The 12,212-nt window shown below is 66.4% G+C and carries 11 protein-coding genes; 9 read left to right on the forward strand and 2 right to left on the reverse strand.

Going from position 1 to position 12,212, the window contains the following annotated elements; translation table 11 throughout:
• Positions 1-2 precede the first annotated feature (2 nt).
• Positions 3-491: a hypothetical protein gene (locus DBZ45_RS15075; RefSeq protein ID WP_102970871.1), complete on the forward strand. Its 489-nt coding sequence runs from the start codon at positions 3-5 to the stop codon at positions 489-491.
• Between the two features lie 30 nt (positions 492-521).
• On the opposite strand, the gene DBZ45_RS15080 is transcribed toward DBZ45_RS15075, so the two are convergent.
• Both DBZ45_RS15080 and DBZ45_RS15090 read right to left on the reverse strand, forming a co-directional pair.
• Positions 522-1,757 carry a heparan-alpha-glucosaminide N-acetyltransferase domain-containing protein gene (locus tag DBZ45_RS15080; RefSeq protein ID WP_111904696.1) on the reverse strand — a complete coding sequence of 412 codons (1,236 nt, stop codon included), beginning with the start codon at positions 1,755-1,757 and terminating at the stop codon, positions 522-524.
• Between the two features lie 191 nt (positions 1,758-1,948).
• A complete protein-coding gene (locus DBZ45_RS15090; protein ID WP_146617530.1) occupies positions 1,949-3,283 on the reverse strand; it encodes a hypothetical protein in 1,335 nt (444 codons plus the stop codon).
• Between the two features lie 263 nt (positions 3,284-3,546).
• On the opposite strand from DBZ45_RS15090, the gene DBZ45_RS15095 reads away from it, so the two are divergent.
• From DBZ45_RS15095 to DBZ45_RS15130, 8 genes are all read left to right on the forward strand, one after another.
• The gene (locus DBZ45_RS15095; protein WP_111904698.1) at positions 3,547-3,816 is read left to right on the forward strand and encodes a hypothetical protein; all 270 of its coding nucleotides are present in this window, start codon (positions 3,547-3,549) and stop codon (positions 3,814-3,816) included.
• A 9-nt stretch (positions 3,817-3,825) separates the two neighbouring features.
• Positions 3,826-4,590, forward strand: a complete 765-nt coding sequence (locus DBZ45_RS15100; protein WP_111904699.1) for a carbon-nitrogen hydrolase family protein — start codon at positions 3,826-3,828, stop codon at positions 4,588-4,590.
• 98 nt (positions 4,591-4,688) lie between these two features.
• A complete protein-coding gene (gene dapA / locus DBZ45_RS15105) occupies positions 4,689-5,597 on the forward strand; it encodes a 4-hydroxy-tetrahydrodipicolinate synthase (protein WP_111904700.1) in 909 nt (302 codons plus the stop codon).
• Between the two features lie 42 nt (positions 5,598-5,639).
• Positions 5,640-7,331: a ribonuclease J gene (locus DBZ45_RS15110; RefSeq protein WP_111904701.1), complete on the forward strand. Its 1,692-nt coding sequence runs from the start codon at positions 5,640-5,642 to the stop codon at positions 7,329-7,331.
• Between the two features lie 96 nt (positions 7,332-7,427).
• Positions 7,428-10,319, forward strand: a complete 2,892-nt coding sequence (locus DBZ45_RS15115) for an FtsK/SpoIIIE family DNA translocase (protein WP_111904702.1) — start codon at positions 7,428-7,430, stop codon at positions 10,317-10,319.
• A gap of 54 nt (positions 10,320-10,373) precedes the next feature.
• The gene (gene pgsA, locus DBZ45_RS15120) at positions 10,374-11,033 is read left to right on the forward strand and encodes a CDP-diacylglycerol--glycerol-3-phosphate 3-phosphatidyltransferase (protein WP_111904703.1); all 660 of its coding nucleotides are present in this window, start codon (positions 10,374-10,376) and stop codon (positions 11,031-11,033) included.
• Positions 11,030-11,515 carry a CinA family protein gene (locus DBZ45_RS15125; RefSeq protein WP_111904704.1) on the forward strand — a complete coding sequence of 162 codons (486 nt, stop codon included), beginning with the start codon at positions 11,030-11,032 and terminating at the stop codon, positions 11,513-11,515. Before pgsA ends, DBZ45_RS15125 begins: the two co-directional genes overlap by 4 nt.
• A gap of 191 nt (positions 11,516-11,706) precedes the next feature.
• Complete coding sequence (locus tag DBZ45_RS15130) at positions 11,707-12,159, forward strand: helix-turn-helix domain-containing protein (RefSeq protein ID WP_003798764.1); 453 nt, start codon at positions 11,707-11,709, stop codon at positions 12,157-12,159.
• Positions 12,160-12,212: the final 53 nt, after the last annotated feature.

Below are 12,212 nucleotides of genomic sequence, written 5' to 3' on the forward strand. Positions count from 1 at the left end.
CAGTGAAACCGTTTCTTGGCTGGCTGAAGACCAACCGCACCAAGATCTGGGTGGGCGCGGTGACGCTCCTGCTGGTCTTCTACCTTGTGGTGTCCCTCCAGCGTTCGGTCCTGCTGCTGACCGACCCCGAGCCCGTGGCCAAGGCCATCGGCGCGGCGTACCTCGTGCTGCCGGTGATCGGTGCCTGGGCCCTGATCCGGGAACTCCTCTTCGGCGCCCGGACCGAGCAGATGGCACGGGTGCTCGAGGCCGAAGGCGGTCTGCCGGAGGATAACCTGCCCCGCACGCCGGCCGGCCGGATTATCCGCGCTGCGGCGGACCAGGAGTTCGAGAAATACCGCGCGGAGACGGAGGCGGCCCCGGACGACTGGCGCTCGTGGTTTAGGCTCAGCTGCGCCTATGACGCGTCCGGTGACCGGAAGCGGGCACGTTCTTCCATGCGCGACGCCGTGCGGCTGTTCCGCGCCTCCGGCGACGCTGTGGCGCGCTAGCAGGGCAGCCGGTCCAGCCAGACAGCAGGCTTAGCGAATCCTTGCCGGCTGGTGGCGGCCCACCTGGTTGGCGGCGTGTCCGAGCCATTCCAGCGGACCGCGCCATTTCAGGATGGCGAAGACCATCCCGATCACCACGGCCAGCGCCGCGTGGGCGAAGTACATCCCGTCCTCGGTCCACCCCGCAGGCAATGGCTTGAGGTGGAACGACGCCACCACGCACACGTGTGCCGTGTACAGGGTCAGGGTCATGGCGCCGGGTCCGCGGAGCGGAAGCAGCAGGTCGAGGGCCAGCCACTGGCCCAGCCTGCCCACCAGAAGGCAAAGGCCGACGACGGCGGCCGCCACACCGCTGGTATGCAGCAGGTCCAGCGTGGCTCCGGAATGGGGCGCGCTGCTTGCCAGCCACCACCAGGATCCCTCTTGGCGGACGCCGGCCAGATTGACCTGCAGGAGGCTGTCCAGCGGATAGTTGGGGTCGGTGAGGATATCCTGCAGGGCGGCGCGGCCGCCCCATGGCCCCATTGCCGCCGTCCCCAGGACCTTGGAGAATGCCGCTACAGCCGTGCCGCCGAGCAGCATCAGCACGGGAACTATCGCCGTGGTCAGCGCGAGCCTGCCAATGATGAGACCTACCAACAGATATGAAATCCACTGGAACACCGGGTAGTACCCCGTCAGGAACAGGTCGCCAAGGAGCTGGCCCGGGGCGGTGAGGTCCTCCCACCCCGGGTTGTGGCTGAGCTGCAGCGGCGGATCGGCGGCCATGAGCCACGGCCGCAGCAGGAAAGCAATCACCGGGGACAGCAGGATCCAGCCCGCAGCCCAGGCGCACAGGGCCTTCAGCCGCAGCCCGATGAACGGCAGGACGCACAGGAACAGCACGGCGTAATGCACCAGGATTACCGCCACGTTGACGTCCAGTCCGCCGAGCGCGAGCCCGACGACGGCAATCACCAGCGCGCGCATAGCGATGCCGCGCCGTGCCGCGGTCAGTGCCGGTCCGTCAAGAGGCTGTTGCTTGCCGGTGGACAGGGCGAGGCCGATTCCCGCGAGCACGGCAAACAGTGCGGCGGCACGGCCCGAGAATGTCAGGCCGACCCACGTCGGGGTCAGGGCGGCGTTCGGCTCGAAAGTCGGGAGCAGGTGGGTGGCCATCATGCCCAGGAGGGCCAGGCCGCGGGCAGCGTCGATACCGGCCAGCCGGACGCCTGTTGCGGGCACCTTCGCTGTTTTGGAAGATGCAGCCGTGCTCCGCGAGGTCATGATGTGATCGTCTCACATCCGCATAGCAGCACTGATTTTCATGAACCAGGGCCGCTAAGGGCGATGTCGCCGTCGGGCTGGGCCTTCAGCTCCGCGATTTGTTCAGGCACGACGTCGGACAGCAGCTTGGACCGGTGGTGTGGTTCCTGATCGGCCGCCGGGCGCCGTCCGCGAGAAAAATCCCGTTGCGGCTAGAGCAATAGGGCCGGCGGCCTCACCGCGTCGTCCTCGGGTGCTTCGAACCATGCCCGGCCGTGGCGGTACCGGAATGCGAATCCGGTGTATCCGGCCGGCCGCAGGTCGACCGTGTCGAGGACGCCCGCTGCCGGGCGCTCGGCCTGGTCCCAGCAGGGAACAACGGCTCCCGGCTCAGCTACCCGTGCAAGTCCGATGTCAGGGAAGCTCGCGTCGACGTATCCGGCGCGTGCCGTGAGAGGTACTCCCGTGTAGATGCAGCCGGCAAAACCGTACAGCAGCAGCCGATTCTCGTTCGGCCGCGACTGTTCCGGCAGCTCGGACCGCTCATCCCAGAGCCAGGATTCCGCGGCCATCGCCGCAAACTCCGCCGCAGACAGGTCATTAATCCTGTCTATTCCATGGAGCGGGCAGTAATCCGAAGCGTGCACGCCCTCCTCCGGCATGAGGCGGTCGTCGGCATCCGGAAAGGACCGGCGGAATTCCAAGAGGCAGATGCATCCACCGGACGTGGCATCTTTCAGGGGTACGAGCCCGGACGCGTCATCAACGAAAGGCCATGACGGCGCCAGACCCGCCCCCGCCGGAACTTCCCAGACGAGGCGCTTCCCCACCCGACTCATCGCGAACAGCCGCCCACCCTGACTCACCACTGTGGCGATGGCCATGATGCTTAGTGCGGCCGCCACTGCAGCAAAAGCGCTTGAGGATGATTCCTTGGCCATTTCCTCATAGGTTCGACCGAGTTCAGCGGGAAGCGCCGCGAAGGCAACTGTCCAACCGGCAGTGGCCGTGGCGACAAAGACGAGGGCTTTGATGTGGCCGCGGCGAAGCGCCCGCTTGCTGGCTTTCACTGCGTTGGCGCCCACTGCGGCAGTGCGTCCCGTGGTTGACGACCGCGCCAGCGCACGCACTGCGCGCACTTCACGCCATGACCGGGAGGCCGCAGCCAGGGCCAGCACGGCGCCTACCGCAGAGCCAAGCCACCACACCGGTCCGGAGGCATAGCCGTCCAAACTGTGGGGCACGGCTGCGAAGCCGAGGACCAACGGTGCTGCCACTACGGCATGCCGTCCCAGCATCCAGCCAAGGACACAGAAACCTGTAGCGAGAAGAATGCTCGCGATGCCCACCATGTCGATGAGGCGGAACGTTCCGTACCATGAAGGGTCATCGAAGGATTCCCAACCACGATCAGCGATAAAGGCCCCGGCTGTCCCGAGTAAGCCAGTGAGCCAACCAAGAATCCCCAGCCGCCGGGAAGACACCCGCTTCGGGAGGGCGGCCCATGCCCGCGTTTCCGGACGCACGATGTCACAGCTGAGGGTCAACAGTCGATCCTTCCGCGCGGCCTGATTTACGTTGATCATTCCATGGCCGGCGGACTGCGGCTGGCATTTTCGCGACCCTTGTATTCGAATATATATTCGAATAGTATTCCGGCATGAAGAAGTCATCAGGGCGTTCGGCGGGTCACCAAGCAGCCGGCCATCAAGCGGGAGGGCATGCGCCTGGGGGGCGCCGGTTCGGGGGTGATGTTCCCCGGGATCAGGCGCCCGGGAGTGATGCGCCCAAGGGTGATCCCCTGAAAGCCATGAGCCCGGGAGTTGTGGACTATCTCTTCCGGCAGCTCGTGGCGGGGGAGCCGCCCGAGGACGTCCAGTGGGGCCGGGAAGGCGTTGCGCTTTCGGCGCAGGCGCCGGGGCCGGAGCTGGCGCGGCGGCTGTCCGAAACGGACCTCGATGCGCTGACGCCCACGGAGCTGTTCCACTATGTCCGCGCCGCACAGCGCCTTTCCCAGTGGGCAGAGTCGTTGCGGGAGGTGGCCGTGGAGCGCTACTGCGCAGGCGCCGATCCCGCCTAGGATGGGCTCGTGACCGCACCGCTTACCGTCTCGGCAGTCCAGTACGCAGCCCTGTCCGGCGGAATCGACGCCAATGTGCCGGAGCATGTGCACCTCATCGAGGACGCCGACTCGCACGGCGCGCGGCTCGTGGTGTTCCCTGAACTGTCGCTAACCGGGTACGACCTGCCGCCGCTTCGCGGTGGGCAGCAGTTTGATGCGGGGGACCAGTGGGTGGCCCCGGGGGATCGCCGTTTGGACCCAGTGCGGGAGATCTGCCGCAGAACCGGGATCACCGCCGTCGTTGGTGCACCCTTCCGGGAGCCGGACGGCACTCCGCGGCTCGCATCCCTGGCCGTTCATCCGAATGGCACAGAAGAGACTGGCTTCAAGACGCACCTCCACGGCGACGAGCAGTCCTTGTTCGAGGCAGGGCGGCAACCGCTCCTGCTGGACGTGGACGGGTGGAAGATTGCCCTGGCCATCTGCTTCGATGCTGCCCAACCTGCGCACTCCGGCGCTGCCGCCGCCGCGGGAGCCGACGTGTACGCCGTCTCGGCGCTCTACACGCAGGAGGAAGGCCACCGGCTGGGGCTGCATCTCGGAGCGCGGGCCATGGACAACCGGATATATGGCGTCCTTGCCAACCTGGGTGGCCGAACACCGCTGGGTCCGTCCTGCGGCCTGAGCGGTTTCTGGGGGCCGGACGGGCTGCCGATGCAGCAGGCGCGCGGTACCGGAACGGAAGTTGTCACAGCTGTGCTGCGGCGGGGTTCCCTGGAGAGGTACCGGTAGCCGGCGTGGTACCGCGGCCAGCTAACGCACGGGAATTTGACGATCATCACGCGGCGGCCATTGTCCTAACCTGCACGTGACAGGGTAACGTTTTTCCCATGGCTGAAACTTCCGCGAACCTCCCTGCCCTGGGCACCCTCCTGACCGCCATGGTTACCCCGTTCACGACGGACGGCAAGGTCGATTACCAGCAGGCAGCGGAATTGGCCAGCAAGCTCGTTGACGACGGCTGCGACGGCCTGGTTGTCACCGGGACCACGGGCGAGACGTCCACCCTCACCGACGAGGAAAACCTCGGAATGTTCCGCGCCGTTATGGAAGCCGTTGGCGGGCGTGCCGCAGTTATCGCCGGTACCGGAACCAACGACACCGCCCACTCGGTGCACCTGTCCCAGGAAGCTGCCAAGCTGGGCGTCGACGGCCTGCTGATCGTCACGCCCTACTACAACAAGCCCAGCCAGGCCGGCGTCCGGGCGCACTTCGAGACGGTCGCATCCGCCACGGACCTGCCCGTCATGCTGTACGACATCCCCGGACGGTCCTCCATCGAGATCGCGCCGGACACCATGATCCGTCTTGCCCAGCACCCGAACATCGTTGCCGTCAAGGATGCCAAGGCCGACTTCGCCGCGGCAACCCGCGTTCTGGCCGAGACCGATCTTGCCTTCTACTCCGGCGACGACGGCCTGACCCTGCAGTGGATGGCCCTGGGCGCCGTGGGCCTCGTGGGTGTCACCACGCACGTTGCCACCCGCCGCTTCCGGGAGCTCATCGACGCGATCAACGCGAGCGACCTCGGCACGGCCCGCAAGATTAACTTTGAGCTTGAACCGATAGTGCGCGCCACCATGACCCGTGTCCAGGGCGCCGTTGCAGCCAAGCAGATTCTTAAATGGCAGGGAGTCCTGCCCAACTCGATTGTCCGCTTGCCCCTCGTGGAGCCGGACGAAGCCGAGATCGAAACCATCCGCGAGGACTTGGCGAAAGGAGGGCTGGTCTTTTCCTGACGGACTGAGACCGGCACTCTTCCGTCTGGAAAGAAGTGCATTATGACCCAAGTAGCCCTCCCCGGCCTCGTTACGCCTCCCCGCCTTCCCCAGGGCACCCTGCGGATTGTTCCGCTGGGCGGGCTCGGCGAAATCGGCCGGAACATGGCTGTGTTCGAAATCGACGGCAAGCTGCTGGTCGTCGACTGCGGCGTCCTCTTCCCTGAGGAAACCCAGCCTGGCGTTGACCTGATCCTGCCCGATTTCTCCTACATTGAGGACCGGGTCGACGACATCGTTGCCGTGGTCCTCACGCATGGCCACGAGGACCACATCGGGGCCGTTCCGTACCTGCTGCGGCTCCGCAACGACATTCCGCTCGTGGGGTCGCAGCTGACCCTGGCGCTGATTGAAGCCAAGCTCCAGGAGCACCGGATCAGGCCCTACACGCTGTCCGTCACCGAGGGGCAGGTGGAGCAGTTCGGCCCCTTCCAGTGCGAGTTCGTTGCGGTCAACCACTCCATCCCGGACGCCCTGGCGGTCTTCATCCGCACAGCCGGCGGCACGGTGCTGCACACGGGCGACTTCAAGATGGACCAGCTGCCGCTCGACGGCCGCATCACCGACCTCCGGCACTTCGCCAAGCTGGGCGAAGAAGGCGTGGACCTGTTCATGTCCGACTCCACCAACGCCGACGTCCCGGGGTTCACCACCGCGGAGAAGGAGATCGGCCCCACGCTGGACCGGCTCTTCGGGCAGGCCACCAAGCGCATCATCGTGGCGTCGTTCTCATCCCACGTGCACAGGGTGCAGCAGGTCCTTGACGCGGCGGCCAAGCACGGCCGGAGCGTCGCCTTCGTGGGCCGTTCCATGGTGCGGAACATGGCCATCGCGGCCAAACTTGGCTATCTGCACGTGCCGGACGGCATCCTGGTGGACCTGAAGAACATCGACTCGCTGCCCGACAACCGGGTGGTGCTGATGTCCACCGGGTCCCAGGGCGAACCCATGGCCGCGCTGTCGCGCATGGCCAACGGCGACCACCGCGTAGTGGTGGGCCAGGGGGACACCGTCATCCTGGCGTCCAGCCTCATTCCCGGCAACGAGAACGCCGTCTTCCGCATCATCAACGGCCTGCTGAAGCTCGGCGCCGACGTGATCCACAAGGGCAACGCCAAGGTCCATGTGTCCGGCCATGCCGCGGCCGGGGAGCTCCTTTACTGCTACAACATCCTCGAGCCGCTCAACGCTATGCCGGTGCATGGCGAGACGCGCCACCTGATCGCCAACGGCAAGATCGCGGAGGAGTCGGGCGTTCCGGCGGCCAGCATCCTGCTCGCAGACAACGGCACGGTGATTGACCTGCGGGACCACCGGGCCGACATCGTGGGCCAGGTCGAGGTTGGCTTCGTGTACGTGGACGGCTCCAGCGTGGGCGAAATCACCGACGCCGACCTCAAGGACCGCCGCGTCCTGGGCGACGAAGGCTTCATCTCCATCATCACGGTCATCAACAGGGCCACCGGCAAGGTTGTCTCCGGGCCCGAGATCCACGCCCGCGGTGTCGCTGAGGACGACTCGGTCTTCGACGACATCATTCCTAAGATCAACGCCGCACTGGAGGAGGCAGTGCTCAGCAACGCTGACCACACCAACCACCAGATGCAGCAGATCGTCCGCCGGGTGGTCGGCACGTGGGTAAACCGCAAGCTGCGCCGGCGCCCCATGATCATCCCGGTGGTCCTGGAGGCCTAACCGCCGGTTCCAGCGGGGCTGAACACGGCTGAACACAGCCCCCGGAAGGCCCGGAAATCCGCGGTTCCCGGGCCGCAGTGGAGTACCGTGGCAGATATGGCCACTCGTACTTCCCCCGCGCCAAAACGTACCCCCAGCAGTAAAACGGGCGCAGCCGCAGGCCGCAGCGGCTCTTCAGCGGCCAAATCCGGCCGAACCGGATCGTCCGCCGGCAGCGCCCGCACGCGCCAGCTTCCCGCCGTCGAACACCGGCAGCCCTGGCTGCTGCGGGTGGCCGGCGGGGCCTGGCTGGGTATCGGTCACCTGGTGGGCGGGGGAGTGCGCCGGATCGGCCAGGACGTCAGCGACCTGGCACCTGAAGACCGCCGCGACGGGGCCGCCCTCTTTAACCTGGCCCTGGCGGTCTTCATCGCCACCTTCGCCTGGTGGGGTTTCCGCGGCTGGTTCCCGGACGCCGTCTACGCCGTGGTCAACGGCACCTTCGGCTGGATGTCGCTCGTCCTGCCGCTCATGCTCTTCGTGTGCGCCTGCAGGCTGTTCCGGCAGCCTGTGGACGGCCGCGGAAACAACCGTGTGGGCATCGGCTTCCTCATCATGACGTTCGCGGGCTGCGGCATCGCGCACATCGTGGGCGGCCAGCCGACCGTCAGCGAGGGCTTCGACGGGCTGCGGCAGGCCGGCGGCATGCTGGGTTTCCTGGCGGCCTCGCCGCTGGCCGCCATTCACCCCGCGGTCCCGGTGGTCCTGTACGGGCTGCTGGCTTTCGTGTCTGTCCTCATCGTCACTGCCACGCCGTTCGGCGCCATACCGCGGCGGCTGCGCGGCGCCTATGAGCACCTGATGGGCATCGACCTTCAGGAGAACGACGGCGACGCCCACGACCGCAGCTACCTGTACGAGAACAGCCCTCCCGTCCCGAAGAAGAAGCGCAAGCGCCTCTTCGGCAAGGACGAGGAAGCCGACCCCCGGCTGGAAGGCTACGTCGGAGACGAAGCGTTTGAACATGCCGTGGTCGACGACGACGACGAGCCGTCACCGGAGGCCGGCAAGGGGCGCCCCGCCGTGGCCCCGGGAGTCCGGCGGCCTACCCAGGCGGAGATCGCCGTCGAGAAGATCAAGGCAGCCCAGGGACTCGGCGCCAAGGGCGCCGACGCCGAGAACGCCACCGAGGCCATTCCGCTCGTGGTCCCCGGCATGGCCGGTTCGGCGACCTCACCCGGCTCGACTGCCGCTGCTGCTGCGCAGGTGCCGTCCAAGCCAGTGGCGCCCGCGCCGCCGCCCACACCGATTCCGCAGCGCACGGAGCAGCTGTCCCTCGCAGGCGATGTCACTTACACGCTGCCGTCGTCCGACGTGCTCACGCCAGGCTCCATTCCCAAGGAACGCACGGAAGCCAACGACGCCGTCGTCGCCGCCCTGACTGACACACTCCAGCAGTTCAACGTGGATGCGACTGTGACCGGTTTTAGCCGCGGTCCGACCGTGACCCGGTACGAGATCGAACTGGCGCCGGGCACCAAAGTGGAGCGGGTCACCGCGCTGTCCAAAAACATCTCCTACGCCGTCGCCTCGAGCGACGTCCGCATCCTGAGCCCCATTCCCGGCAAGTCGGCCATCGGCATCGAGATCCCCAACACGGACCGCGAGACCGTGTCGCTGGGTGACGTTCTGCGCAGCCAGAATGCCCGCCGCACGGACCACCCCATGGTCATGGGCGTCGGCAAGGACGTCGAGGGCGGCTACGTCGTGGCCAACCTGGCCAAGATGCCCCACCTGCTGGTGGCTGGTGCCACCGGTGCCGGTAAGTCCTCGTTCGTGAACTCCATGATTACGTCCCTGCTGATGCGGGCCACGCCCGACGAAGTCCGCATGGTCATGGTGGACCCCAAGCGCGTGGAGCTCACCGCCTATGAAGGCGTGCCGCACCTCATCACGCCCATCATCACCAACCCCAAAAAGGCCGCCGAGGCGCTGCAGTGGGTGGTCCGGGAAATGGACGCCCGCTACGACGACCTCGCCAACTACGGCTTCAAGCACGTGGACGACTTTAACAAGGCAGTGCGCGCCGGCAAGGTCCAGCCGCCGGTGGACTCCAAGCGGGTCATCCGGCCCTACCCGTACCTCCTGGTGATCGTGGATGAGCTCGCCGACCTCATGATGGTCGCACCGCGGGACGTGGAAGATTCCATCGTCCGCATCACGCAGCTGGCCCGCGCCGCCGGTATCCACCTGGTGCTCGCCACGCAGCGCCCGTCCGTTGACGTGGTCACCGGCCTCATCAAGGCCAACGTGCCGTCCCGCATGGCCTTTGCCACGTCCTCCGTTACCGACTCACGCGTGGTCCTCGACCAGCCCGGCGCCGAGAAGCTGATCGGTCAGGGTGACGCTCTGTTCCTGCCCATGGGCGCCTCCAAGGCGATGCGTGTGCAGGGCGCCTGGGTCACCGAATCCGAGATCCACAAGGTGGTGGAGCACGTCAAGGGCCAGCTCCAGGCCGTCTACCGTGACGACGTGGCACCCGAAGCGCAGAAGAAGCAGATCGACGACGACATCGGGGACGACCTCGAAGTGCTGCTGCAGGCCACGGAGCTGGTGGTCACCACCCAGTTCGGCTCGACGTCCATGCTGCAGCGCAAGCTCCGCGTCGGGTTCGCCAAGGCAGGCCGCCTCATGGACCTGCTCGAATCACGCGGCGTTGTTGGTCCATCTGAAGGCTCCAAGGCCCGCGACGTGCTGGTCAAGCCGGACGACCTCGCCGCGGTTCTGGCCGCGATGAAGGGCCAGGAGGCGCCGGCTGCGGCCGATTCGCAGACCGCCGCTCTGAGTGACAACGCCAACGCCAACATCGCCCAGGGCGGCTACGCGGAGGACCTCGTTGCCGCCGACCTGGAAAACCGCACCCAGAGCGTCGACTATTACGACGGCGCCGACAGCTCCGGTGACGACGAGGACGGTTCCGAGGACGCCTGGTCCCTCACCGGCAGGTAGTCCTCATGGGTATCAGCAAGAAAGCGGTAGCGCCGAAGACGGTAGCCTAGAAGGGTGACTAGCACCGAAGCGACCGCGGCCGGCTCCAACAGCTCCGGGATCTGGAATCTTCCCAACATCCTCACGATGCTCCGCATCGCGCTGGTGCCGTTCTTCGTGTGGTTCCTGATCGCCGACGCCCCGGGCCTGCGGAGCGAGTCCGGCGGGTGGCGCTGGGCGGCCGTGGCGGCGTTCGCCGTCGCGATTTACACGGACAAGCTCGACGGCGACATCGCCCGCAGCCGGGGACTGGTCACCGACTTCGGCAAGATCGCCGATCCGATCGCGGACAAGCTGCTGACCGGATCGGCCCTGGTCATGCTGTGCGTCCTGAATGAGCTGCCCTGGTGGATGACGATCGTGATCCTGGTCCGTGAGTGGGGCATCACAGCGCTGCGGTTCTTCGTCATCCGGTACGGCGTCATCCCGGCGTCACGCGGCGGCAAGCTCAAGACGGTTGTCCAGACCGTGGCGATCTTCCTCTACGTCCTTCCGCTGGCTTCCATCGCACCGTGGTTGACCTGGGTGGCCTTCGCGGTGATGCTGGCAGCCGTGCTGATCACCGTCTGGACCGGCGTCGAATATGTCATTCAGGCGCTGAAAGTCCGGTCGGAGGGGCTCCGCCGGCGGGCTGCGGACCTCGGCCAGCAGGAGAACGAGGAGGGCCAGCCGTGACGAATTTGCACCGGATCGCCGGGGAAGCCGTGGCTGCGGCCGTCGGGCGCGGCGTCACCGTCGCCACCGCGGAATCGCTCACGGCAGGAATGGTCGCCGCCGTACTGGCCGACACCCCGGGGGCCTCCGCCATGCTGCAGGGCGGCGTGGTCTCCTACAGCAACACCGTGAAGCGGGACGTCCTTGGCGTTTCCCAGGACCTGCTGGACGCCGTCGGATCGGTGGATGAAGCAGTGGCTGCCGCCATGGCCGACGGCGCCCGGCGGGTCTGCGGCGCGGACCTCGCCGTCTCCACCACGGGCGTCGCCGGCCCTGACGCGCACGACGGCAAGGCCGTGGGAACGGTGTTCGTAGGCGTCGCCACTGCGCAGGGTGTGCAGGCCTTTTCCTACAGCTTCCAGGGCACCCGGGCAGAAATCCGCGGGCTGGCCTGTGGCGCTGCTTTGGAGCGACTTCAGGAGGCACTGGCCGCGTTAAGCTGAGTTTCCGGCTACGCTGACCTGGCCCGCTGACTGCGCTAAGCTACCCGGAGTAAGGTTGCCGGGAACAAAAAGCGAATCCGAATAGTTGTCACATTGTGTCGCCTCTCCTTGAGGGAGGCGCCTAGGATGAAGAGAACATATGCGGTTTACGTCACAGTGAACCGGAACCATGAGGGAGCAAGGCGATACAGATGGTAAAGCAGCCCGTGTCCGTAAACGGCGTTGTCCGCTGGAAGGACGTGGGCCTCGCCGATCAGGCCAAGAGCGAACAGAAGGAGCGCAAGATGGTTGTACTTCGTCACGAAATCGGTGATGTACTGCGCGATGTCCGCCAGCGGCAAGGGCGTACCCTCCGCGAAGTTTCGCACAGTGCCCGGGTCTCCCTGGGTTACCTGAGTGAAGTGGAACGCGGCCAGAAGGAAGCTTCCTCGGAACTCCTGTCCTCGATCTGTTCGGCGCTGGATGTTCCGCTTTCCAGCATGCTCCGCGAGGTCAGCGACCGCGTGGCTGTCGCCGAAGGCGTTGCCGTGCCGGACACCGTCCCGCAGGAATTCTCCCAGCGTTACGGCCGTGACCTTGAGCGCGACCTGAGCAGCGAGCTCAACAACGAGCTCGCCACGGAAATGCTGTCGGGCGCCCGGTAACGGAACCCGGAACTCCGGACTAATAGCAACAGCGAAGGCCTCCGGCAATCCGC

It is taken from the genome of Arthrobacter globiformis, from assembly GCF_003261175.1.
Classification (GTDB): Bacteria; Actinomycetota; Actinomycetes; order Actinomycetales; family Micrococcaceae; genus Arthrobacter; species Arthrobacter globiformis_A.